Below are 23,360 nucleotides of genomic sequence, written 5' to 3' on the forward strand. Positions count from 1 at the left end.
GAGGAGCGGCTGAGCGAAGTCGAAGACGCGTCTCGAAGGGCGGTCTTGGCGCGTCCTTCGAGACGGGCCTTCGACAAGCTCAGGCCCTCCTCAGGATGAGCGATTTTGGTTTGATCGTCCTTTCATCGCACTCACGTTACAATTCGCGACACTAAATTGCTGGACGATCAGCAGTGTGTTGGCCATCTCCGCCACCATGAACCGCGTCCGCGCCCTTTTGCTGTTGCCCGTCCTGCTCGCGGGTTGTTCGGTCGGTCCCGATTACCGGCCGCGACCGGCGTCCGAACTCGGTGTGCCCGACGCCTATTCGGTCACCGCCGCGCCGACGCCCGAAGACCTGACGCGCTGGTGGCAAAGGTTCGACGATCCGGTGCTCGGCCAACTCGTCGAGCGTGCCGCCACGACGAACCTCGACATTGCGCAGGCAGTCGCGCGGTTGCGGCAGGCGCGTGAGGGACTGGTGCAGAGCCGCGCGTCGCTGCTGCCGTCACTCGGCGGGTCGACGAGCTACAACCGGTCGCAACCGATCGTCGGATCGCGCACGACGACGCTGCCCGACGGATCGATCATCACCACCGGCGCGGACGGGTCTGACACGTTTTCGGCCGGGCTGAACGCGTCGTACCAACTCGGGCTGTTCGGCGAGATTCGCCGCACCGTGGAGGTGAGCCAGGCGCAATATGAGGCGTCAGGCTACGATTATGCGAACGTCCTGCTGACGGTGCAGAGCGAGGTCGCACGTAACTATGTGCTCGCGCGGCTGTATCAGGCGCAACTCGCCAATGCGCGGAGCAGCCTGACGCTGCAGGACGACAATCTCGAGATTGCGGGCTTCCGGGTGCAGGCCGGGCTCGTCTCCAGCCTCGATTCCGAACAGGCCCGCGCGCAGCGGGCGCAGACCGCGGCGTCGATCCCCAGCCTGGAACAGCAATATAACGCCGCCGTCTCGCGGATCGGCGTGCTGACCGGCGAAGCGCCCGGCGCGTTGAAACCCGCGCTGGCCGCGCCGAAGCCGATCCCGCGCGGCCCGATGAGCGTGGGCGTCGGCATCCCGGCGGATGTGCTGCGCCAGCGGCCCGACGTGCGCACCGCCGAACGCAATCTGGCCGCCGCGACCGCGCAGATCGGGATCGCGAAGGCCGAACTCTATCCGGCGCTGGCGATTAGCGGCAACATCAACACCAACGCACCCTCCGCCACGTCGTTGTTCGACGCGATCACCGGCAGTTTGTTCGCCGGGCTGACGCAGGCGATCTTCCAGGGCGGACGGTTGAAGAGCCAGGTGCGCGGGGCGGCGGCGGCGGCCGACGGCGCGCTGGCCGCGTACAAGTCGACTGTGCTGCTCGCGCTGGAGGATATCGAGAATGCTGTCGTCGCGCTGAAGGCGGCGCAGGAACGCGAGCGGCAATTCGCGATCGCGCTGGACGCCGCGCGCAACTCTGCGATCCTGAGCCGCAGCCAATACCGCACCGGACTGACCGACTTCACGACGCTCAGCCAGCAGGAATCGAGCCTACTGTCGGCGCAGAACGGCGCGACGCAGGCGCGCGCCGACGCCGCGAGCGCGCTCGTCCAACTCTACAACGCGCTCGGCGGCGGATGGGATTCCGCTGTTGTCCCGACCGCTCCAGACAGATCCGGAAACCGCTGATGGCCGACCAGAATCTCGACGAATTCCTTGGCGTGAAGGAAGCGCCCGCGTGGCGGCGCTATGTAAAGTGGGTGGCGATCGCGATCGGCGTGATCCTGCTCGCGTTGCTCGGCTGGCGGCTGTTCGGGCCGACCGCGGCGGCGGGCTATGCCACCGCGCCGGTGTCGCGCGGGAACCTGACCGTGACGGTGTCGGCGACGGGCAAGCTGGCGCCGACCAATCAGGTGACGGTCGGGTCGCAATTGTCGGGGCTGGTGACGCAGGTCGTGGTCGACGTGAACGACACCGTGCGCGCGGGTCAGCCGCTGGCGCTGATCGATCCCGAGCAGCTCGACGACCAGATCCGTCAGGGTAACGCGCAGCTTGCCGCGAACGTCGCAGGCGTCAATCAGGCGCGCGCGACGGTCAGCGAGGCGAATGCGCAGCTCGCGCGATTGCAGGAGGTCTACAAACTCTCGAACGGCCGCGTTCCGTCGAAGACCGAGCTGCAGACCGGGCAGGCGAACGCCCAGCGCGCGGTCGCCGCGCTGCGGGTCGCAGAGGCGAACGTTACCGCGGCGAAGGCGTCGCTGTCGCAAAGCCAGACGCAGCGCGCACGTGCGATCATCCGATCACCCGTCAACGGCGTCGTGCTCGCGCGGCAGGTCGATCCGGGGCAGACCGTCGCCGCGTCGTTCAACACGCCCACCCTGTTCGTGATCGCCGAAGACCTGAGCAAGATGAAGCTGGAGGTGGCGATCGACGAGGCCGACGTGGGATCGGTCAAGATCGGGCAGCGCGCGGACTTCACGGTCGACGCGTTTCCGGGGCGGACGTTTCCGGCGGAGATCACGCGGGTCGATCTGGGATCGAACCTGACGGTCAGTTCGGCGACCGCATCGTCCTCCACCACGACTACCAGCACGACGGGGCAGGTGGTGTCCTATGCCGCCGACCTGACCGTCGCCAACCCGACGCTGCAATTACTGCCGGGCATGACCGCGACCGCGGATATCGTGACGTCGGACAAGCGCAATGTGCTGCTGGTCCCCAACGCCGCGCTGCGCTTCAAGCCGGATACGGGCGCGGCGGCGGGGCAGAGCGGCGGCGGGATCGCGGGGTCGCTGACCTTCCGCCCGCAGCGCGGAAACCGCCCCGAACGCACCGCGACGCTGGCGCGCGGCGCGCGCCAGACGGTGTATGTGAAGAACGAGGACGGTACGCCGCGCGCGATCCAGGTGACGACCGGCGACACCAACGGGACGCAGACCGAGGTGCTCTCAGGCGATCTGAAGCCGGGGATGCAGGTCATCACCGGGCAATTGTCGGGCGAAGAAGGCGCGAGCGGCCAGCGTTCGGGTGGCCAGCGGAGTGGTCAGGCGCGTCAGGGTGGCGCGCAGCGGCAGGGTGGTGGCGGTGGCCAGTGAACCCATCATCTCGCTGCGCGGCGTCACCAAGGTCTATGGTTCGGGGCCGACCGCGTTCGAGGCGCTCAAGGGCATCGATCTGGACATCACGGGCGGCGATTTCGTCGCGGTGATGGGGCCGTCCGGGTCGGGCAAGTCGACGACGATGAACATCCTCGGCTGCCTCGACGTGCCGAGCGCGGGGACGTTCCTGTTCCGCGGGCACCGTGTCGAGACGCTCGACCGCGATCAGCGCGCGTTGCTGCGCCGGAAGTATCTCGGCTTCGTGTTTCAGGGCTTCAACCTGCTCAGCCGCACGTCCGCGCTGGAGAATGTCGAGCTGCCATTGCTGTACCGCGGCGACGACAAGAAGGCGCGGCATGCGGCGGGGATGGAGGCGCTCGACCGCGTCGGGCTGGCCGACTGGTGGGATCATACCCCGGCCGAATTGTCGGGCGGGCAGCAGCAGCGCGTCGCCATCGCCCGCGCGATCGTCACGCGCCCCGACGTGCTGCTGGCGGACGAGCCGACCGGAAATCTCGATTCCGAACGTTCGATCGAGATCATGCAATTGCTGACCGAATTCAATCGCGAGAGCGGGATCACCGTGCTGATGGTCACCCACGAAGCCGACATGGCGGCGTTCGCGCGCACCGTGGTGCATTTCAAGGACGGGCTGGTCGAGCGGGTCGACACGCAGCACGCGCAAGGCGAGGTTGTGGCGTGATGTCGAGTCTTCGCCTTGCGAGAATGCACCTCCCCGGCGGAGGCCGGGGCCCAGTGGCATCGAACGAAGTAACGAAGGTCGTCGCGCGCCAACGAAGTTCATTGCAGCTGGGCCCCGGCTTTCGCCGGGGAGGTGCTCCTTTCCTTGATTGTGGCCAAGGCGTTCGCTGATGTTCGGCACCACCCTCATCCTCGCGCTGCGCTCGATCCGGCGTCACCTCCTGCGGTCGTTCCTGACCATCCTCGGCATCGTCATCGGCGTCGGCGCAGTCGTGACGATGGTCACGCTCGGCAAGGCGACGACCGCCGCGGTGCAGCAGCAGATCAGTGCGCTGGGCACCAACATCCTGCAGATCCGTCCCGGCCAGGGCTTCGGCCGCGGCGGCGGCGGTCCGCGCCCGCCCGATTTCGAGATGGGCGACGTGGAGGCGGTGCGGCAGCAGGTCGCGGGCGTGAAGGCGGTCGCACCGCAGGCGTCGGCCACCGCGACCGCGATCTACGAAGGTGCGAACTGGTCGACGACGATCCAGGGCACGACCGCCGACGTGTTCGTCGTCCAGCCGTGGCCGCTGGCGCAGGGCCGCATCTGGACCGCGGCGGAGGAGCAGTCGGGCAAGGCGGTGTGCATCATCGGCAATACCGTGCGGCAGAACCTGTTCCGCGGCGGCCGCGCGGTCGGCCAGCGTTTTCGGCTCGGCGCGATCAGTTGCGACGTGATCGGCGTGCTCACTACGCGCGGACAGGCCGGGTTCGGCGGCGATCAGGACGACACCGTCGTCATGCCGCTGAACGCGGTGCAACGCCGCTTCACCGGCAACCGCGACATCCGCCTGATGCTGGTCGGCGTCGATCAGGCCTATTCCACCGAGAGCGTGCAGAGTTCGATCAGCACCTTGCTGCGCGAACGCCGCAACATCACCGGGGCGAAACAGGACGATTTCAACATCTTCGACACCAAGCAGATCAGCGACACGCTGACCGGCACGACGACGCTGCTGACCCGCATCGTCGCGGCGGTGGCGGCGATTTCGCTGGTCGTGGGCGGGATCGGGATCATGAACATCATGCTGGTGTCGGTCACCGAACGCACGCGCGAGATCGGCATCCGCCTGGCGATCGGCGCGGTCGCGAACGAGGTGCTGCTGCAGTTCCTGGTCGAGGCGATCGCACTGTCGATGCTGGGCGGATTGATCGGGCTGGTGCTGGGGCAATTGGCGATCGTCATCATCACCCCGCTGATGCAGGTGCCGTGGACGTTCGACCTGCAGATCAACCTGATCGCGTTCGCGATCTCGGCGGTGATCGGGGTGGTGTTCGGCTATTTCCCGGCGCGGCGCGCGGCGGCGTTGAACCCGATCGACGCGCTGCGGCACGAATAGGTCCGCACTGTCTTCCCGTTCGTCCTGAGTAGCCGCTGAGCAAGTCGGGCACCCATGAAAATGACATTTTCATGGGACCCTGGCCGAAGCGGCGTATCGAAGGACAGGTTGGAGCGCGGAACGCTGCTTCGATACGAGTCTTCGATACGCTGCTGACGCAGCTACTCAGCCTCTACTCAGCACGAACGGGGGGTGGGAATCTCTTGGTCAGACCACCGGCCGCGTCGCCGTTTGTTTCGGTGCGCGGATCAGTCGCCGCAGCCGTTCGAGATCCTCCGGCGTGTCAATGTCGATCAATTCCGCCGGCGTCGTGACGACATGCCGCCCGGCCTTCACCAGATCGCGCGCGCCCTTGTCGCCCTTCAGCGCCATCAGGAAATCGAACCGGTCCCGCCCGAACACGCCCGGCGGCATCGGCTGCACCCCGTCGCTCGATACGACCACCGCGTCTGACGATTCCGCCGCGTCCAGCAAGCGATAGATATGCGTCGCGGTGACGCGCGGCATGTCGGCCAGCGCGATCACCACCGCCGCCGCGCCGCGTTCCCTGGCGTATGCGACTCCGATCCGCACCGATCCCGACATCCCGCTGGCGGCATCCTCGTTGCGCAGAACCGTGAAATCGCGGCCTGCGAAATCCAGCGAACAGCCGTCGATCACCGCGACGCGTTCCATGAACGGCATCTCCTCCAGCGCAGTGACGACGTGCAGCCCGACGGGCTTGCCGAGGAATTCCTCCTCCAGCTTGTTGCCGTCGCCGAACCGTTCCGACCGGCCCGCGGCGAGCAGGATGAGGACGCAGGTCTCAACCTCGATCACGGAACGCTCCTATCATCGCGGCGGCGACGGACAGCGCGATTTCGGACGGACCGATCGCGCCGATGTCGATCCCGACCGGGGCATCGATACGGTCGATCTGCCCCGGAGTCAGCCCCGCTTCGGCCAGCCGTTCGCGGCGTGCGGCGTGACTGCGGCGGCTGCCGAGCGCGCCGACGTAAGCGGCGTCGGATTTGAGCGCGGCGATCAGCGCCGGATCGTCGATCTTGGTATCGTGGCTGAGCGTGACGACCGCGGTCGACGGGCCCGGCCTGTAGGCGGCGATCGCCTCGTCGGGCCAGCGATCGTCGAGCGTGGTGCCGGGAAAGCGTTCCTCGGTCAGGAAACGTCCGCGCGGATCGACGACGACGGTTTCGATGCCCAGCGTTGCGGCAAGGCCGACCAAAGCCTGCGCGATCTGCACCGCGCCGACGATGATCAGGCGGCGTGGCGGGTCGTAGCGATTGACGAACGCCGCGCCCTCCGCCGGGCGGAGCGAGCTTTGTCCGGTGTCTAGGTCGGTCGTGACGCTGAGCGCGCGGCCGTCGTCGCGCGCTTCGGTGATGCGGTCGAACAGTTCGGGGTCGAAGCCTTCCGCCGATACAGGCTGCACCAGCACCGAAATCTCGCCGCCGCAGGGGAGGCCGACTTCCCACGCGCTGGCGTCCTCCACACCGTAAGTCTTCACCGCGAACGGCGCGCCCGCGATCACCTGCGCCGCGGTGTCGAGGATGTCGCCCTCTACGCAGCCGCCCGAGACGGAGCCTTCGAAGCGGCCGTCGGCGTGGACCAGCATATGGCTGCCGCGGGGGCGGGGGGCGGAACCCCATGTTGAGACGACGGTCGCCAGCGCGAGCGGCGCGCCTTTCCAAGCGGTGGCGGCGGTCAGGACGGAATCGTTTTCGGCCATTCTTCTTCCTAAAGCCCCTCCCCTTCAGGGGAGGGGTGGGGGTGGGGTGTCTCAGTCTCACCGAGTGTTCGCACGTGGATAGACCCCGCCCCAACCCCTCCCCTGAAGGGGAGGGGCTTGCTCAAACGGGCGGCAACCCAGCCAGCAGCTTATCCACCGTGATCGGGAAATCCCGCACCCTGACCCCGCACGCATCGAAGATCGCGTTCGCCACCGCCGCGGTCGCGCCCGAAATGCCGAGTTCCCCAATCCCCTTCGCGCCGACGGGGTTCGCGTGGCGATCGATCTCCTCGACGAAATACGCCTCGATCTGCGGCACGTCGGACTGCACCGGAATATGATATTCGGCCAGGTCGCGGTTCACGTACGCGCCGGTGCGCGGGTCGACCACGGCATGTTCGTGCAGCGCATAGCCGATGCCCCAGATCATCCCGCCGATCGCCTGGCTGCGCGCGGTCTTCGCGTTCAGGATGCGCCCGCAATCGAACACGCCGAGCATCCGCTTCACGCGCACCTCGCCAGTGACGCCGTTGACCCACGCCTCGACGAACTGCGCGCCGTGCGTCGCCTGGCTGTATTTCTGGTTGTTCTTGCCGGGATGGATCGTGCCGATCGCCTCCAGCGGGGCATCGCCGACCAGCTCGGACAACGGCACGCGGTGGTTGCCGGCGATGGCGTGGCCGTCCTTCAGCGTCATGTCGGCGGGCTTCGCGTTCATCCGTTTCGCCAGTTCGGCGACGATATCCTCGCACGCCAGCACCACCGACGACGTGCTGGACGCGGCGCCGAACGATCCGCCCGATCCCGCGCCGGTCGGGAAATCGCTGTCGCCCAGTTTCACGTCGATACAGTGGATCGGCAGCCCCAGCGCCTCGCCCGCGACCTGCGCCAGGATGGTATAGGTGCCGGTGCCGATGTCGGTCATGTCGGTCTCGACCGTCGCGCGGCCATCGGGCGACAGGCGCACGCGCGCCGAGGAATCGGCGAGGAAGTTCACCCGCGCCGCGGTCGCGACGCCGTGTCCGACCAGCCATTCGCCCTCGATCCGGCGTTCGCGCGTGGCCCAGCCGAACTTTTCCGCGCCTTCGTCGAAACAGTCGATCAGGCGGCGCGAGGAGAAGGGCTTGCCGCTGGTCGGGTCGTTCTCCGGCTCGTTGCGGCGGCGCAGCTCGATCGGGTCCATGCCGAGTTCGCGCGCGAGTTCGTCCATCGCGCATTCCAGCCCGATCATCCCGACCGCCTCGCCCGGCGCACGCACCGCGCCGGTGGGGGTCAGGTTCAGTTCGACGATCTTCGTCGTGAAGCTGCGCGCAGGCGCGGAATAGAGGCCTACCGACCCCAAAGCGACCGGCTCGAAGAACCCGCCGCCCGGCTTCTGGCTGACGTAACTGTCCTGTCCGATCCCGCTCAGCACGCCGTCTTCGTCCGCCGCGAGGCGCAACCGCTGGCTGGTGTCCGACCGGCCATAGACCGAATGGAACAATTGCTGGCGGGTCAGCGCGACCTTCGCCGGGCGACCGGTTGCCTGCGACGCGATCGCCGCCAGAACCGTTTCCGGCCCACCGATCTTCCCACCAAACCCGCCGCCGATATAGTGCGAGATCATGCGCAATTTATCGCGCGGGATATCCAGCGAATTCGCGATCATCCCCTGCGCGAAGCCGAACAGTTGGATGCTGCCATACAAAGTGCAGGTGTCGCCGTCCCAGTCGACGATCGCGGCGTGCGGCTCCATCGCGGCGTGGACCTGGCGCGGCGTGGTGTAGGTGGCGTCGATCGCGACCGCGGCGTCCGCCATCGCGGCATCGACATCGCCCTTCACCACGTCGGGCAGCATCGCGCCCTTGGCCGGTCCGTTTGCGCGGTCAGCGTCGACCATCATGTCGTAGCGGCCGTCTGCGGGCGTACACGTGACGATCACCGCCCTTGCCGCGGCGCGTGCCTCCTCGAAGCTGTCCGCCACCGCGACGCCGACGATCTCGCCGTAACTGGCCAGTTCGCCTTCGACGCGGTTCATCCGTTCGACGCGGATCAGCGGAGATTCACGCGGCAGGCGCGGATCGTCGGTGATGATCGCCAGCACGCCAGGCATCGCCTCCGCCGCGGCCTTGTCGATCGATGCGATCGTGCCGCTGGCGATGGTCGCTGTGATCGCGACACCGTACGCCATCGGGCGATCGAAGGTGAATTCGGCGGCATAGGTCGCCGCGCCCGTCACCTTCGCCGGGCCGTCGATCCGGTCCAGCCCCGCGCCCAGCAACCCCTGCGTCCCGCGATCGAGCGCGGTTTCGCCGTGCGCCTCGTCCATGCGATATTCGGTCACGCGGTCAGATCCCTCAAACAGGCGATGAGCGTCCGCTTGACCAGCGGTATCTTGAAGTCATTGTGCCCGAAGCCGCGCGCGTCGGCGACCAGCGCCTCCGCGGCGGCGGCGAACGCCTCGCTCGAGGGGGCCTTCCCGACTAGCGCCGCCTCGACCGCCGCATCGCGCCACGGCATCGGGCCGAGCCCGCCGAACGCCAGCGCGGCAGAGGCGATCTTGCCGCCTTCCACCTTCACCACCCCCGCCACCGACACCAGCGCAAAGGCGTAAGACGCCCGGTCGCGCACTTTGCGATAGATGTGCTTCGCGCCCTCGACCGGCGCGGGGAGTTCGACGTGGGTGATCAGTTCGCCCGGCTCCAGCACCGTCTCGATCTCGGGCGTGTCGCCCGGCAGGCGATAGAAGTCGTGGATCGAGATGCGCCGCCGATCGCCATCGGGCTTCAGCGTCAGGATCGTCGCATCCAGCGCGCGCATCGCGACCGGCATATCGCCCGGATGCGTCGCGATGCAGTGCTCGCTTGTCCCCAGCACCGCGAGGATACGGTTGAACCCGCCGCGTGCATCGCATCCAGACCCCGGCGTGCGCTTGTTGCAGGCCGTCGCGGTATCGTAGAAATAATAGCACCGCGTCCGCTGGAGCAGATTGCCCCCGGTCGTCGCCTTATTGCGCAACTGCCCCGACGCGCCCGCCAGCAACGCGCGGCTCAGCACCTCATATTTCGCGATCACGCGCGGGTCGGCGGCGAGGTCGCTGTTGGGCACCAAAGCGCCGATCGTCAGCCCGCCGTCGTCGCGCTCCTCGATATCGGCCAGGTCCAACCGGCTGATGTCGATCAATTTCTCCGGCGTTTCGATCTGCAGCTTCATCAGATCGAGCAGGTTCGTGCCACCCGCGATGAACCGCCCGCCGCCGGCGACCGCGGCCTCGGGGCTGTCGGCCTTCGCATAATCGAACGTCTTCATGCCTTGGCGACCTCGCGAATGGCGTCGACGATATTGGGATACGCCGAACAACGGCACAGATTGCCGCTCATCCGTTCGCTGATCTCATCGTCGTTCAGATCGACCTCGGTCAGGTCGCCCGATACGTGGCTGCCCCAGCCCTTCGCGACCTCGTCCAGCATCCCGACCGCGGAGCAGATCTGCCCCGGCGTGCAATAGCCGCATTGATATCCGTCGTGCCGAACGAACGCGTCCTGTAGCGGGTGGAGATTACCGATCTGCCCAAGACCTTCGATCGTCGTAATGTCATCGTCCTGATGCATCACCGCCAGCGTGAGACACGCATTGATCCGCCGCCCGTTCACCAGCACGGTGCACGCCCCGCACTGCCCGTGGTCGCAACCCTTCTTGGTGCCCGTGAGCGCAAGATGTTCGCGCAATACGTCGAGGAGCGAAGCGCGAATGTCGGGGTTCGCCTCGCGGCTCTGGCCGTTGATCGTGAAATGCATGGGTCGCCCTTCGCTGTCGGTGGGGGTAACGCTTTCGGTAGTGACGATATCCGTGCGAACCATTCTCATGTCGGTCCTGCTGGTCAGCGCGTGCGCCGACGCGCAGGATAGGCCGATGACGGACGCACAACCATCCCTGTCGCCGCCAATCGTCATCGCACATCGCGGGGCCAGCGGCGAACGCCCTGAACATACGATCGCGGCGTATGAACTGGCGATCGCACAGGGCGCGGACGTGATCGAACCCGATCTGGTGCCGACGAAGGACGACGTGCTGGTTGCCCGGCACGAGAACGAGATTTCGGAGACGACCGACGTCGCTTCTCACCCGGAATTCGCGGGGCGGAAGGCGACGAAGACGATCGACGGACAGAAAATGACCGGCTGGTTCGTCGAGGACTTCACGCTCGCCGAGCTGAAGACGCTGCGTGCGAAGGAACGCCTGCCGCTGCTGCGCCCCGGCAACACGGCCTATGACCGGAAGTACGACATTCCGACGCTGGCCGAAATCATCGCGCTGGCGAAGAAGCACAAGGTCGGCATCTATCCCGAAACCAAGCACCCGAGCTATTTCGCGTCGATCGGCCACGCGACCGACGCGCCGCTCGTCGCGCAACTGAAGGCGGCAGGGTGGGATTCGCCGGATGCGCCGGTGTTCATCCAGTCGTTCGAGGTCGCAAATTTGAAACGCTTGGCACGCACGACGAAGCTGCGGCTGATCCAGCTGGTCGCAGGGGAGGGCGGTCCGGCCGATGGCGCCGCGCCCAGCTATGCCGCGATGATGACGCCCGCGGGCTTGCGAGAGGTCGCAAGCTACGCGTGGGGCATCGGCCCCGACAAGGCGATGCTGTGGGACGGGAAGCTGCCGACCGGCTTGGTCCGCAACGCGCACGCCGCGGGGCTGCGCGTTCACCCGTGGACCTTTCGCGCGGAAAACTACTTCCTGCCTTCGCGCTTTCGCGACGGGCTGAACCCGCGTGGGCACGGCGATGTCGCAGGAGAGATCGCCGCCGCGCTCCGCCTTGGAATCGACGGATTCTTCACCGATTATCCGGCAATTGGCGTAAAGGCGCGAAACGAAGCGCGGGGAGTGAAGTGATGCGTAAGGTTGAAATCATACTGGCGGCGCTGCCGCTCCTCGCGACCGGCGCGTGCGTGCGCACGGTCGGCAGCGTGGTGACCGCGCCGTTCAAGGCCGCGGGGCAAGTCGCCGACTGGACCACGACCAGCCAGGATGAGGCCGACCGCAACTACGGGCGGAAGATGCGCAAGAAAGAAGCGCAGGAAGGCCGCGAACGCCGCGATTATGAGAAGAAATGCCGCAAAAATCCGGACGAATGCCGAGGGTATGAAGGCTATCAGGCGGCGGTCGACGATTAAAACTCTCCACCGTCATTCCCGCGAAGGCGGGAATCCATAGTCGCTGGTCTCGCAGCAGGTGCGGCAACGTCAGTGCTTATGGATTCCCGCCTTCGCGGGAATGACGGAAGTCTTGTGTTCCCGCCAACACCTCCGCCACGGCCCGCAAAACCTGCGGCCGGTGCTGGACCCCCATGTGGCTCGCGCGGACCTCGATCGCGCGACACCCCGCTTCATCCGGCGCGTGGCAGATCAGGCCGTTGACGATGCCGTCGCTCGCGCTCCAAATCGCGGTGGCGGGGACGGGTAGTGGCGCGGCGATCTCGGCGCGGCGTGCGATCACGCCGTCGCTGTCGATCCGTTCGCCGGTCAGCCATTCGAAGATGCGCCACACGTTGGTTGCGCGCGGATCGCCCGCATAGGGCGATGCGATCGTGATGACCTCCCGCACCGCGCCCGGAATGCGGTGCGAGGCGAGGCGCGCCATGACCCCGCCCAGGCTGACGCCGATCAGCGTGACGGGGCCTGCGGTCGCGGCCGTGGCTTCGATAGCGGCGAACAGTATCTCGCCCTCGGCACCGATCGTCCGCGCACCGAAATTGCGGCCGAGGCCCCAGCCGTTCGCATCATAGCCGATCTGGCGCAGGTAACGGCGGAGGAAGACGTTCGACCGGTCGCTGTTGAACAGGCCCGGCAGCAGCATCACCGCACGTCCGTCGCCGTGTGGCGTAGTGGCCAGGTCGCGGCGCGCGACGGCAAGCGAGGCGACGCCGATCGCCATCCGTGCGGGTTCGGCGGCCCAGCGGAGGAGCGGAGGTGGGGGGAGGTGGTGGTAGTGGATGAAGAATGCTCCTCTCCCCGAAGCTAACGCTTGAGCTCGCCTCTTGTCACCTCCCCGGCGAAAGCCGGGGCCCAGTTGCGGGAGATTTGGTGGGGAGGGACGCACGAGCGATCGCGCCGCGGCAAAGCCGCGTCGTCGGACGGCGCTGTAGCACCGCCGACCGATCTGATCGCGTGCGGCCAAGTTGCAACTTCGCTGCAACTTGGCGCGATCAGATATGTATCGGTTTCCCCGTCACTGCCATCGCGGCTTCCTTCAGCGCCTCGGCGTGGGTCGGGTGCGCGTGGCAGGTGTAGGCGATGTCCTCGCTGGTCGCGCCGAATTCCATCGCGATCGCGGCCTCGGCGATCATCGTGCCAGCCAGGCTCGCGACGACCCACACGCCCAGCACGCGGTCGGTTTTCGCGTCCGCGATGACCTTCACGAAGCCGTCGGTGTCGCGGTTGGTCTTCGCGCGGCTGTTGGCCATCATCGGAAACTTTCCGACCTTCACGTCACCGCGTTCCTTCGCGGCTTCCTCGGTCAGCCCGACGCCCGCGATTTCGGGCGTGGTATAGACGACGCTGGGGATGACATCGTGGTTCACGATGCCGGTCTGCCCGGCGATGTTCTCGGCGACCGCGATCCCTTCGTCCTCGGCCTTGTGCGCCAGCATCAGGCCTGGCGCGACGTCACCGATCGCCCAGATGCCGTCGATATTGGTGCGGAAGTCGTGATCGATCGCCACCTGCCCGCGTTCGGTCAGCTTCACGCCCGCCGCCTCGAGGTTCAGCCCGTCGATGTTGGGCTTGCGCCCGATCGCCACCAGCACCGCGTCGGCCTGGAGCGTTTCGCCTTCGCCGCCCGCAGCGGGTTCGACCTGCACGCTCGCCTTGCCGCCCTGCACCGTGACGCCGGTCACCTTTGTGCTCGTCTTCAGTTCGAAGCCCTGCTTCTTGAACAGCTTGGCCGATTCCCTGCGCACTTCGCCGTCGAAGCCGGGCAGGATCTGGTCGAGATACTCGACCACCGTCACCTTCGCGCCCAGCCGCTTCCACACGCTGCCCAGCTCCAGCCCGATCACGCCGCCGCCGATCACGACCAGATGCTCGGGCACCTTCGGCAACGCCAGCGCGCCAGTCGAATCGACCACCACCGCCTGGTCGATCTCGACGCCGGGCAGCGGCGTGACCGACGATCCGGTCGCGATGACGATGTTCTTCGCAGTGACGGTCTGTTCGCCGACCTTGACGGTATGCGCATCGACGAATTCGCCGCGGCCCTTCAGCCACGTCACCTTGTTCTTCTTGAACAGGAATTCGATGCCGCCGGTCAGTTCCTTGACCGCCTTCGCCTTTTCGGCGTGCATCTGGTCGAGGTTCAACGTCGCGCCCTGGATGTCGATGCCGAACTTCGCGAACGCGCCGTGGCTCGCTTCCTCGAACAATTCCGACGCGTGGAGCAGCGCCTTCGACGGGATGCAGCCGACGTTCAGGCACGTGCCGCCCAATGTCTCGCGCGATTCGACGCACGCGGTGTTCAACCCGAGCTGCGCGGCGCGGATCGCAGCGACATAGCCGCCGGGACCGCTGCCGATCACCAGCACGTCGAAATTGTCGTCAGCCATGTCCGCTCGCTTCGTTTCTGGATTCCGGGATCGAAGCGGGACATAGCCGCTGGCGACGGGCAAACAACCCCGCACGCACAACAGGAGGGACGGCGATGGACCTGAACTGGAGCCCGGAGGAGCTGGCGTTCGAGGCCGAGGTGAAGGACTTTCTAGACACCGAACTGACTCCCGAATTGCGTCGTGCGGGGACGCTGTCGACCAGTGTCTATCCCGATCACCACGCGTCGATGGCGTGGCAGGAAATCCTCCGTAAAAAGGGTTGGGCCGCGCCGCACTGGGCGGCCGAACATGGCGGCACCGACTGGAGCGTCGCACAGCATTACATCTGGAACCGCGAACGCATCGCCGCGGGCGCACCCGCGCTGTCGCCGATGGGGATCAGCATGGTGGCGTACGTCATCATGAAATTCGGCACGCCCGAACAACAGACGTTCTTCCTGCCGCGCATCCTGTCGGGCGAAATTTTCTTCTGCCAGGGGTATTCGGAACCCGGCAGCGGCAGTGACCTCGCCTCGCTCCAGACCAGCGCGGTGGAGGATGGAGGCGACCTGATCGTCAACGGGCAGAAGGTGTGGACCACGCACGCGAACGAGGCGAACTGGATCTTCGCTCTGGTGCGCACGTCGAAGGAGGGGCGCCCGCAGCAGGGCATCACCTTCGTGCTGATCGACATGACCACGCCCGGCGTCGAGTTGCGGCCGTTCACGATGACCTCTGGCGAGCAGATCCAGAATGCGGTGTTCTTCACCGACGTGCGCGTGCCGCAGGTGAATGTGATGGGGCAGATCGGGCAGGGCTGGGGCGTGGCCAAATATCTGCTGGAATTCGAACGCGGCGGTCAGGCCTACGGCCCTGCGCTCAAGATTCGCGCTGACCAGATCGCGGCCCATGCCGCGGCAACGATCGGTGACGACGGTGCGCCGCTGATCGACGATCCGGTCTTCGCGGCGAAACTGGCGCGCGCCCGGATTCGCGCCGACGTGCTGGAGATCACCGAGCTGCGCCTGCTGTCCTCGGCGTCGGATGGCGGCAGCGTCGGGGCGCTGTCGTCGATGATGAAGATCATGGGCACCGAACTCGCGGGCACGCTGACCGAACTCGCGGTCGAGGCGGCGGGGCCGTACGGCACGGTGTACCAGCCGCACGCGACGATGCCGGGCGGGGATGTGCCGGGTTATACGCCACCCGCGGATGGGTACGTCGCGGGCGAGGAATGGCACGCGCTCGCCCCCTTGCGTTACCTGAATGAGCGCGCGGGGCCGATCTACGCCGGGTCGAACGAAATCCAGCGCAACATCATCGCGAAGATGGTGCTGGGTTTGTAGCTCAGAGCGAGCGGCCCGCCCGCCCCGCGAGATCGACGACATACTGCCATGCGACCCGCCCCGACCGGCTGCCGCGCCGTGTCGCCCATTGCACTGCGTCGGCCGCGTCGAACGTCAGGCCGTGCCGCTCGGCATAGCCGCGCACGATCGCCAGATACGCCTCCTGATCGACGACGTGGAAGCCCAGGCTCAGCCCGAAGCGGTCCGCCAGCGCCATCTGGTCGTCGATCGCGTCGCGCGGGTTGATGGCGTTTTCCTGGTCATGAATGTCGCGCGGGATCAGGTGGCGGCGGTTGGAGGTGACGATCAGCCGCGCATTCGCCGGCCGCGCTTCCGCGCCGCCCTCCAGCAGCGATCTGAGCGTCCGCGCATCCGCGGCGGCGTCGAAGCCCAGATCGTCCAGGAAGATCGCGAACGCGCGGGCAACACCCGCGACATCGGCGAAAAGTCTCGGCAGCGTGTCGATCCGCTCCGCCAAAACCTCGATCAGCGCCAGCGCGCCGCCCGCCGCCTGCACCGCGGCGACCGCGGCCTTCACCAGCGCCGATTTCCCCGTCCCGCGCGCGCCCCATAGCAACGTGTCCTGCGCCGCATGGCCAGCCGCCAGCCGCTCCAGATTGCCGACCAGCGCCGCTTTCTGCGCATCCACCCCGTGCAACAGCTCCAGCGGCAATGGCGCGAAGGCGCGCGCTGCGACCAGCACGTCGTCACGCCAGACATAGGCCGGGTGCGCCAGCGGGTCGGCCGCGGCGGGCGGGGGCGGGGCGAGGCGTTCGAGCGCGGCGGCGATACGGTCGATCGGGTCCATCGCCCGCTGCTACACGCGCGGCGGCACCTTCAGCAACGCCTGAACCTTCCGCGCCAGCTGTCGCGCCGCGCGCGTGTCACCGGCCACATGCAACGCGCGGGCATAGGCGTCGGCCGCGGTGGGGTTCATCGGCGCGAGGCGATAGGCGGCGCGCGCATACGCCTTCCCCGTCTGGGGATCGCCCGCGCCGGTGTAAGCGTAACCCAGTTGCGCCAGCACTACCGCATCGCGCGGCCCTAGGGCGCCGCGCAGTCCCTCCAGCGTATCGATCGCGCCGGTCCAGTCGCGCGCATCGATCTGCAGGTTCGCCAGCGCGCGCCGCGCGACGATGCTGTCCGGGTTCTGCGACAGATACAGCGCCAGCGCCTGCGCGCCCGCGCGAGAACGCCCGCCACGCTCGCTCGCCTCGGCCATGCGCAGCAAGGTAGGTGCGTCGAAACGCAGGTCCGCCGCGCGGGCGTAAGCCGAAAGGGCAGCGCGAAAATCGCCGCGCGTCGCCAGCACGTCGCCGACCATCAATTGCGCCCCTGGCGCGCCCGGCGAAGCGGCCGCGATCGCCTGCGCCCGCGCGTATGCGCCCGCCCCGTCGCCCGCGTCGATCAGCCCACGGACATAGGATACCGCCACGCCCGGATCGCCCGGCGCTGCGGCCGCCGCCTGCGCCAGTGCGGCCAGCCCGACATCCTCGCCGAACGACGGCGCGCTGCTCGCCGGCTGGCGCGCCGCGCGATCGAGCAATCCCGCCGCCAGCGCGCGCCGTCCGCTCGCCTCGAACGCGCGGCCCACCAGCGCCAACGTATAGCTGTCGGCATCGGGCCGCGTCGCGATCGGCTCCAGCGTGTCGAGCGCGCCCTGCGCGTCGCCAGACCGCAGCAGCGCCGCGCCCAGCAACCGCCGTGCGACGATGTTCATCGGCTGGCGCGCGACCAGTTCGCGCCATTGCAGCACCGCCTGTTCGTATTTGCCCGCCGCCTGGTTCAGCGCGCCGCCCAGCAGCAGCACGCCCGGTATCGATCCGCTGCCGCCGATCTTGCCCAGCATCGCGCGCGAAAGATCGAACCGGTCGGCGCGCGCCGCCAGCACCGCCAGCAGATACAGCGCACGCGGATCGCCCGGCTTCGCCTCCAGCGCGCGCCGCGTCGTATCGAGCATAGCTTGGCTCTGCCCGGCGTCGCCCAATGTCGCAGCGTATTCGATCAGCGCCGGATAGTAATGCGCATCGCGCTTCAGCGCCGCCTCGAACCACGGCAGCGCCGCGATCAGGCCGTAGCGGCTGCGGATCACTTGTGCGCGCAACGTCAGCGCTTCGGGTGCGTCGGGATCGATCGTCAGCGACCGCTGCACCGCCTGATCCGCGCCCGTCACGTCACCCACGTCGAATCGGACCTGCGCGAGATCGGTCCACGCGTCGGCATCGCGCGGCGCGTCCGTCACCAACGCCTGCAATCCATGCGTCGCCGCGGGCGCGTCACCCATCGCCGCTAGCGTCCGCGACCGCACCCGCGCCGCGTATCGCGCATAGGCCGGGGCGGCGCGCGCCGTTTCATCGGCGGCGCGATCGGCATCACCCTGTTGCAGCCACGCATCGGCGAACAAATGATGCAACCGCGCGGCAGGCATCCCGCCCGCCGCCGCTCGGTTCAACGCCCCCTCCGCCGCCACGCCTTCGCGCAGCGCCAGATGGACGCGCCCCAACACTGCCTGCGCCAGTTCCCAATCGGGGCGCTCCGCAGTCGCCGCCTGGACGTGCGTTCGCGCCGCGGTGTAGTTGCCGCGCTCCAGCATCCGCAGCCCGGTCGCCAGTTCCGCGCGCGGATCGGGCGCGGACGCGCGCTGCGCGAGCAGCACGATCCCGCCGACCAGCGCCGCCGCGACAAGCAGCACTCCCGCCAGCCGCACCGTCCGTGCGCCAAGCCACGCCGGGCGCGCCATCCGCGCGCCGCGCCGCTTCCGCCGTCCGCGCAGCAACGGATAGGTATGCGTCGCCTCACCCATGAAGGTCATAGCTTTTCAGCAGGTCGTACAGCGTCGGGCGGCTGACACCGAGCAGCTTCGCGGTGTTCGAGATATTGCCGTCCGCCCGCGCCAGCGCGTGGCGGATCGCATGCCGATCGGCGGCCTCGCGCGCGGCGCGCAGGTTGATCGGCCCGTCCTCGGGCGCGGCGAGATCGAGGTCGGCGGCAGTGACGAGTTTCCCGTCGGCCATGATGACCGCGCGCTTCACGCGATTTTCCAGTTCGCGGACGTTCCCCGGCCAGCGCCACGCGTCGATCGCGGCGCGCGCATCGGGCGACAGGCCGGTGACGCCGGTCTTCATCGCGTGCGCGTACTTCGTCACGAAATGCCGCGCGAGCAGCGCCGCATCGCCCGCCCGCTCGGCCAGCGTCGGGATGCGCACGACGATCTCGGCCAGGCGATAGTAGAGGTCTTCGCGGAACCGCCCCTCGGCGACCATCGTGTCGATGTCCTGATGCGTCGCGCACACGATCCGCGTGTCGACGGGAATCGCCTTGCGCCCGCCGATTCGCTCGATCACGCGTTCCTGCAGGAATCGCAGCAATTTCACCTGCAGCGGGAGCGGCACGTCGCCGATCTCATCGAGAAACAACGTCCCCCCGCTGGCCTGTTCGATCTTGCCTTCGGTGGTCTTCACCGCCCCCGTGAACGCGCCCTTTTCATGCCCGAACAGCTCGCTTTCCAGCAACGTCTCGGGGATCGCCGCGCAATTGATCGCGACGAATGCGCCGTGGCGGCGGCGCGAGGCGTCGTGCAGTCCGCGCGCGAGCAATTCCTTGCCCGTGCCGCTCGCACCCAGCAGCATCACCGACACGTCGGCCGGCGCGACCCGCTCGATCGTGCGCATCACTTTCAGCATCTCGGGCGCGGCGGTTATCAGTCCTCCGAGACCAATATTGCCCCTCGCCGCCAGCCGCCGGTTCTCCGCCTCCAGCGCGTGCACATGGAATGCGCGCGCGACGATCAGGCCGAGCTGATCGATGTCGATCGGCTTGCTGTAGAAGTCCCACGCGCCGTCGGCGATCGCGGTCCGCGCGCTTTCCCGCGCGCCATGCCCCGATGCGACGATCACCTTCGTAGCGGGTTTCAACGCAAGGATTTCGGCGAGCGTCGCAAAGCCCTCGGTCGTGCCGTCGGGATCGGGCGGCAGGCCCAGGTCGAGCGTGACTACCGCGGGTTCGTGCGCGCGCAACGCCTCGATCGCGCCTGCGCGGTCGCCCGCGACGATCACTTCGTATCCGTCATAGGCCCAGCGCAACTGCCGCTGCAGACCTGGATCGTCCTCGACGATCAACAGTTTTTTGATCTCGGTCACGCAGCCTCCGCCACATTGTTCGATGCGCGCAACGTGACGGTGAAGACCGTGCCGTCGCCCTCGCGGCTCTCCACGCTCAACCTGCCCCCCATCGCCTCGGCCAGCTGCCGCGCCTCGAACGCGCCCAGCCCGAAGCCGCCGGGCTTGGACGAGGTGAACGGGCGGAACAGCCGGTCGCGCACGAACCCGGGCGACATGCCGCACCCGCGATCGGACACCGCGACGCACACCGCGCCCGCGTCACCGCGCACGCTGATCGTCACCGGCGCATCGGACGCGCTCGCCTCGATCGCATTCTGGACGAGGTGGCCGAGCAATGTCTCCAGCGCCGTCGGATCGGCGACCGCGACGGCCGTCGCATCGCCCTCCGCCACCACGCGGTGCTGCGCGCGGCGTGAATCGGCGACGCGTTCGGCGAGTTCCAGCAAAGCGACCGCACGCACCGGTTCGGCGCGGCCGTTATGGTGCTGCGACAGCCGCGCGAGCAGATGGTTCATCCGGTCGGCCGAATCCTTCAGCGTCGCGACCATGTCCGCCCGGAATTCGGGATTGTCGGCGTGGCGTTCGGCGTTGCGCGCGACCAAGGTCAACTGACTCACCAGATTCTTCAGATCGTGCATGATGAACGCGAAGCGGCGGTTGAATTCGTCGAAGCGCTGCGCGTCGGCCAGCGCATCGTGCGCGCGATCCTCCGCCAGATAACTCGCCGCCTGCCGCCCCGCGACGCCCAACAGGTCGAAATCCTCCCAATCGAGCGCGCGGTCGACCGGCGGGCGCGTGAGGACGATCGCCCCCGCCAACCGGTCGATATGCGCCAGCGGCACGACCGCCCACGCGTCGGCCCGGTCGCGCAGCCATCCGGGAACTGCCGCAATGTCGCCCGCGTCGGCTGTTCCGGCGCGCACCGCGTCCAGCTCGATGATCCGTCGCGTCGCCGCCAGATGCTGCGCCAGCGGCTCGCCGCCGGCTTCCGCGGTCCCGTCCCAATTCCACCCCGCGCCCGAATCGAGCGCCGCACCGTCGAGCAGCAGGCCGCCAGGCGAATCGGTCAGGTCGGCGATCGCCTTGACCACCCGCACATCCAACGCGGCGTCGCCCCCCGGCGTACCCAGCGTCTCGGTAAAGCGCAGCCACTCGCTGCGATAATCGTACCGGTGGCGGAACAGGTGCTTGGCGACCATCACCTTCGCCCAGGCGCGCAGCCAGGGCGTCGATACGATCGTCAGCAGGGCGGCGGTGGTGCCGAACACGAAGGCGGTCTGCACCAGTCGCGCGTTCTGCCCGCCGAATTCCGCCAGCAACGCCGCCGCCACTCCGGTCACCGCGACGTACAGCCCGATCACGATCACCGTCAGCGCCTGGAACGCGACCGTGCGCGACAATTGCAGCGACCATGCGCCGTCCTTCTGCACCGCGATGCCCAGCATCGGCGCAACCGCAATCAGCGCGACGCCGCGCGCATCGACCAGCCCGCCGGGCCAGCGCCCGGAGGCCCAGCCCGCGACGTAGATCGCCAGATCGACCGACCACATCAGCGTCAGCGCCAGCGCCGCCATGCGCAATCCGCCGCGGTTGTCATCGCGCGCGTGCGACTGGAGATGATGGACCAGGATCAGCCCGCCGACCGCACCCAGCATCCTGATGGCAATCCGCGCGCTGCTGATCGCCAGGCGCGCGACAGGTTCGGCCGTCATTGCGCCTGCGACCGACAGGATTGCCGCACCGATGAAGACCAACGCCGTCGCGGCATAGACCGCCGTCACCCATGCGCGGCTGGACGCCGCATGATCGCGGCGCAGCATCGCGAACAGGAACGCGAGCCAGGCAAGGTTGCGGATGCTTTCCGCCACGCGGGTCGCGACGTCGCGCGCATCGATTCCCGCTACCGCCAGCGCCCACAAGGCGGTCGCCGCCAGCGCGACGACGAAGGTGATGCGGGGCAGGCCGCCACCGTCGTGCCGCAGCCGCATCAGCGCCAGCGTTCCGAACAGCAACGCCGCCAGCGCGTGGGTCCACAACGTCATCGTCGGTTGGGTCAACTCCATGCCGTCACCGCGCCCCCGTCGGCCACAGGACGACGCGCAACGTCTGCAGCAGGATCAGCAGGTCCAGGAACGGCGAATAGTTCTTGGCATAATACAGGTCGTATTCCAGCTTGTTGCGGGAATCCTCGATCGAAGCGCCATAGGGATAGTTGATCTGCGCCCAGCCGGTGATGCCGGGCTTCACCATATGGCGTTCGGCATAGAACGGCAGTTCGCGTTCCAGATCGTCGACGAATTGCGGGCGTTCGGGGCGCGGGCCGACGAAGCTCATCTCGCCCTTCAGCACGCTCCAGCATTGCGGCAGTTCATCGATGCGCACCTTGCGGATGAAGCGCCCGATGCGCGTGATCCGCGGATCGTCCTCGGCCGCCCAGACCGCCTTCCCCGCGACCTCCGCATCCTGCCGCATCGATCGCAGTTTCAGGATATCGAACGGCTCGTTGAACAACCCCACGCGGCGCTGGCGGTAGAAGGCCGGCCCTTTGCTCTCCAACTTGATCGCGACGGCGGTGCACAGGATCAGCGGCAGAGCTAAGACCAGCAGCAGCAGGCTGATGGTGATGTCGAACGCGCGTTTGAAGGCGCTGGACAGCATCCGGCCCGACGAAAAGCCGTCGGAAAAGATCAGCCACGACGGATTGACGCTCTTCAGGTCGATCCGCCCGGTCTCGCGTTCGATGAAGCTGGAGAAATCGGAGACGTGGACCCCGGTCGTCTTCACCCGCAGCAGATCCTTCAGCGGCAGTGAATTGCGCCGTTCCTCGATCGCCAGCACCACTTCGGTCGCACCGAGGAACACGACATGGTCGGCTAGATTGTCGATCGCGCCACGCGGAACCGATTGCCGGACCTCGATCGTCGGCTCGCCCATCGCGACGTGCCCGGCAACGACGAAGCTCGCCCCCGGCAACGCCGCCAGCGCCTGCAACCGTGCCGCGCGGGCTCCAGCACCCAGCACGACGACGCGGCGGCGCAGGCGCTCGCTGCCCAGCATGCGCCCGAATACCGCGCGCACCAGCACCAGCGCGGCGACCGCGATCAGCATCGCGAAGAACAGGGTCGATCGCCAGAAGGTGATGGCGGGAAACAGGAAGAACAGCACGCTCAGGAAGATGACGCCCAGCGACACCGCCACCATCAGCCGCATCGTCGCCTGCCGCACCGACACCAGCACGTCCGCCCCATACACCCCGACCGCGACCATCGCGATCTGCAGCGGGGCGGCGAACGACAGTAATTGCGGGATACGCGTCCACACCGGCTCGACGCCCATGTCGATCTGCCACGCGCGCAGCAGCCAGCCCAATTCCGCCGACAGCAGCAGCAGGATCAGGTCGATCGCCGCCAGCAACAGCACCGCGTTCGGCACATAATGCTTGAACACCCTTATCATGGCTTG

General features: G+C 67.7%; 19 protein-coding genes. 7 read left to right on the forward strand and 12 right to left on the reverse strand.

Annotated features, from left to right (window positions below; translation table 11 throughout):
- The first annotated feature begins 196 nt into the window (after nt 1–196).
- The 4 genes from M0208_RS16090 to M0208_RS16105 all read left to right on the forward strand — a co-directional run bounded on the left by M0208_RS16090 (nt 197) and on the right by M0208_RS16105 (nt 5,141).
- Entirely contained in the window at nt 197–1,651 is a 1,455-nt protein-coding gene (locus M0208_RS16090) for an efflux transporter outer membrane subunit (RefSeq protein WP_258892680.1), read from the forward strand.
- Complete coding sequence (locus M0208_RS16095) at nt 1,651–3,057, forward strand: efflux RND transporter periplasmic adaptor subunit (RefSeq protein WP_258892681.1); 1,407 nt, start codon at nt 1,651–1,653, stop codon at nt 3,055–3,057. Before M0208_RS16090 ends, M0208_RS16095 begins: the two co-directional genes overlap by 1 nt.
- Entirely contained in the window at nt 3,047–3,763 is a 717-nt protein-coding gene (locus M0208_RS16100) for an ABC transporter ATP-binding protein (RefSeq protein WP_258892682.1), read from the forward strand. Before M0208_RS16095 ends, M0208_RS16100 begins: the two co-directional genes overlap by 11 nt.
- 169 nt (nt 3,764–3,932) lie before the next feature.
- Nucleotides 3,933–5,141: an ABC transporter permease gene (locus M0208_RS16105; protein ID WP_258892683.1), complete on the forward strand. Its 1,209-nt coding sequence runs from the start codon at nt 3,933–3,935 to the stop codon at nt 5,139–5,141.
- Between the two features lie 207 nt (nt 5,142–5,348).
- On the opposite strand, the gene M0208_RS16110 is transcribed toward M0208_RS16105, so the two are convergent.
- The 5 genes from M0208_RS16110 to M0208_RS16130 all read right to left on the reverse strand — a co-directional run bounded on the left by M0208_RS16110 (nt 5,349) and on the right by M0208_RS16130 (nt 10,643).
- A complete protein-coding gene (locus M0208_RS16110; RefSeq protein WP_258892684.1) occupies nt 5,349–5,960 on the reverse strand; it encodes a nucleotidyltransferase family protein in 612 nt (203 codons plus the stop codon).
- Entirely contained in the window at nt 5,947–6,867 is a 921-nt protein-coding gene (locus M0208_RS16115) for an XdhC family protein (protein WP_258892685.1), read from the reverse strand. The genes M0208_RS16110 and M0208_RS16115 overlap by 14 nt, the downstream gene beginning before the upstream one ends.
- A gap of 121 nt (nt 6,868–6,988) precedes the next feature.
- Nucleotides 6,989–9,190: a xanthine dehydrogenase family protein molybdopterin-binding subunit gene (locus M0208_RS16120; RefSeq protein ID WP_258892686.1), complete on the reverse strand. Its 2,202-nt coding sequence runs from the start codon at nt 9,188–9,190 to the stop codon at nt 6,989–6,991.
- Nucleotides 9,187–10,155: a xanthine dehydrogenase family protein subunit M gene (locus M0208_RS16125; protein ID WP_258892687.1), complete on the reverse strand. Its 969-nt coding sequence runs from the start codon at nt 10,153–10,155 to the stop codon at nt 9,187–9,189. Before M0208_RS16125 ends, M0208_RS16120 begins: the two co-directional genes overlap by 4 nt.
- Entirely contained in the window at nt 10,152–10,643 is a 492-nt protein-coding gene (locus M0208_RS16130) for a 2Fe-2S iron-sulfur cluster-binding protein (protein WP_258893285.1), read from the reverse strand. Before M0208_RS16130 ends, M0208_RS16125 begins: the two co-directional genes overlap by 4 nt.
- Before the next feature lie 115 nt (nt 10,644–10,758).
- Here M0208_RS16130 and M0208_RS16135 point away from each other — a divergent pair, with 115 nt between their 5' ends.
- Nucleotides 10,759–11,742 (forward strand): glycerophosphodiester phosphodiesterase, encoded by a 984-nt coding sequence (locus M0208_RS16135; protein ID WP_258892688.1) that lies wholly within the window; start codon nt 10,759–10,761, stop codon nt 11,740–11,742.
- On the forward strand, nt 11,742–12,023 hold the full coding sequence (locus tag M0208_RS16140; protein WP_258892689.1) for a hypothetical protein: 282 nt from the start codon (nt 11,742–11,744) through the stop codon (nt 12,021–12,023). Before M0208_RS16135 ends, M0208_RS16140 begins: the two co-directional genes overlap by 1 nt.
- A 76-nt stretch (nt 12,024–12,099) precedes the next feature.
- On the opposite strand, the gene M0208_RS16145 is transcribed toward M0208_RS16140, so the two are convergent.
- On the reverse strand, nt 12,100–12,783 hold the full coding sequence (locus M0208_RS16145) for a GPI inositol-deacylase (RefSeq protein ID WP_258892690.1): 684 nt from the start codon (nt 12,781–12,783) through the stop codon (nt 12,100–12,102).
- 271 nt (nt 12,784–13,054) lie between these two features.
- Nucleotides 13,055–14,449, reverse strand: coding sequence for a dihydrolipoyl dehydrogenase (gene lpdA / locus M0208_RS16150; RefSeq protein WP_258892691.1), 1,395 nt, complete (start codon nt 14,447–14,449; stop codon nt 13,055–13,057).
- A 95-nt stretch (nt 14,450–14,544) separates the two neighbouring features.
- Here lpdA and M0208_RS16155 point away from each other — a divergent pair, with 95 nt between their 5' ends.
- Entirely contained in the window at nt 14,545–15,777 is a 1,233-nt protein-coding gene (locus tag M0208_RS16155) for an acyl-CoA dehydrogenase family protein (protein WP_258892692.1), read from the forward strand.
- 1 nt (nt 15,778) lies between these two features.
- On the opposite strand, the gene M0208_RS16160 is transcribed toward M0208_RS16155, so the two are convergent.
- Genes M0208_RS16160 through M0208_RS16180 form a run of 5 tightly spaced genes read right to left on the reverse strand, consistent with a single transcriptional unit; the run spans nt 15,779 to nt 23,354 of the window.
- Nucleotides 15,779–16,585 (reverse strand): ATP-binding protein, encoded by an 807-nt coding sequence (locus M0208_RS16160; protein ID WP_258892693.1) that lies wholly within the window; start codon nt 16,583–16,585, stop codon nt 15,779–15,781.
- Between the two features lie 9 nt (nt 16,586–16,594).
- A complete protein-coding gene (locus tag M0208_RS16165; RefSeq protein ID WP_258892694.1) occupies nt 16,595–18,589 on the reverse strand; it encodes a tetratricopeptide repeat protein in 1,995 nt (664 codons plus the stop codon).
- The gene (gene prsR, locus M0208_RS16170; protein ID WP_258892695.1) at nt 18,573–19,916 is read right to left on the reverse strand and encodes a PEP-CTERM-box response regulator transcription factor; all 1,344 of its coding nucleotides are present in this window, start codon (nt 19,914–19,916) and stop codon (nt 18,573–18,575) included. The genes M0208_RS16165 and prsR overlap by 17 nt, the downstream gene beginning before the upstream one ends.
- The gene (gene prsK, locus M0208_RS16175) at nt 19,913–21,961 is read right to left on the reverse strand and encodes an XrtA/PEP-CTERM system histidine kinase PrsK (RefSeq protein ID WP_258892696.1); all 2,049 of its coding nucleotides are present in this window, start codon (nt 21,959–21,961) and stop codon (nt 19,913–19,915) included. The genes prsR and prsK overlap by 4 nt, the downstream gene beginning before the upstream one ends.
- A gap of 4 nt (nt 21,962–21,965) precedes the next feature.
- Nucleotides 21,966–23,354 carry a TIGR03013 family XrtA/PEP-CTERM system glycosyltransferase gene (locus M0208_RS16180; RefSeq protein ID WP_258892697.1) on the reverse strand — a complete coding sequence of 463 codons (1,389 nt, stop codon included), beginning with the start codon at nt 23,352–23,354 and terminating at the stop codon, nt 21,966–21,968.
- Between the last annotated feature and the right edge of the window lie 6 nt (nt 23,355–23,360).

The organism is Sphingomonas sp. SUN019 (genome assembly GCF_024758705.1).
In the GTDB taxonomy this organism is placed as follows: Bacteria; Pseudomonadota; Alphaproteobacteria; order Sphingomonadales; family Sphingomonadaceae; genus Sphingomonas.

What these genes read in the sequence shown, in the direction of transcription:
- M0208_RS16180 (WP_258892697.1), bottom strand. Translation starts at nt 23,354, where the DNA reads ATGATAAGGGTGTTCAAGCATTATGTGCCGAACGCGGTGCTGTTGCTG.
- M0208_RS16155 (WP_258892692.1), top strand. Translation starts at nt 14,545, where the DNA reads ATGGACCTGAACTGGAGCCCGGAGGAGCTGGCGTTCGAGGCCGAGGTG.
- M0208_RS16125 (WP_258892687.1), bottom strand. Translation starts at nt 10,155, where the DNA reads ATGAAGACGTTCGATTATGCGAAGGCCGACAGCCCCGAGGCCGCGGTC.
- prsK (WP_258892696.1), bottom strand. Translation starts at nt 21,961, where the DNA reads ATGGAGTTGACCCAACCGACGATGACGTTGTGGACCCACGCGCTGGCG.
- M0208_RS16140 (WP_258892689.1), top strand. Translation starts at nt 11,742, where the DNA reads ATGCGTAAGGTTGAAATCATACTGGCGGCGCTGCCGCTCCTCGCGACC.
- M0208_RS16105 (WP_258892683.1), top strand. Translation starts at nt 3,933, where the DNA reads ATGTTCGGCACCACCCTCATCCTCGCGCTGCGCTCGATCCGGCGTCAC.
- M0208_RS16160 (WP_258892693.1), bottom strand. Translation starts at nt 16,585, where the DNA reads ATGGACCCGATCGACCGTATCGCCGCCGCGCTCGAACGCCTCGCCCCG.
- M0208_RS16095 (WP_258892681.1), top strand. Translation starts at nt 1,651, where the DNA reads ATGGCCGACCAGAATCTCGACGAATTCCTTGGCGTGAAGGAAGCGCCC.
- M0208_RS16130 (WP_258893285.1), bottom strand. Translation starts at nt 10,643, where the DNA reads ATGCATTTCACGATCAACGGCCAGAGCCGCGAGGCGAACCCCGACATT.
- M0208_RS16115 (WP_258892685.1), bottom strand. Translation starts at nt 6,867, where the DNA reads ATGGCCGAAAACGATTCCGTCCTGACCGCCGCCACCGCTTGGAAAGGC.
- M0208_RS16135 (WP_258892688.1), top strand. Translation starts at nt 10,759, where the DNA reads ATGACGGACGCACAACCATCCCTGTCGCCGCCAATCGTCATCGCACAT.
- lpdA (WP_258892691.1), bottom strand. Translation starts at nt 14,449, where the DNA reads ATGGCTGACGACAATTTCGACGTGCTGGTGATCGGCAGCGGTCCCGGC.
- M0208_RS16090 (WP_258892680.1), top strand. Translation starts at nt 197, where the DNA reads ATGAACCGCGTCCGCGCCCTTTTGCTGTTGCCCGTCCTGCTCGCGGGT.
- M0208_RS16165 (WP_258892694.1), bottom strand. Translation starts at nt 18,589, where the DNA reads ATGACCTTCATGGGTGAGGCGACGCATACCTATCCGTTGCTGCGCGGA.
- M0208_RS16145 (WP_258892690.1), bottom strand. Translation starts at nt 12,783, where the DNA reads ATGGCGATCGGCGTCGCCTCGCTTGCCGTCGCGCGCCGCGACCTGGCC.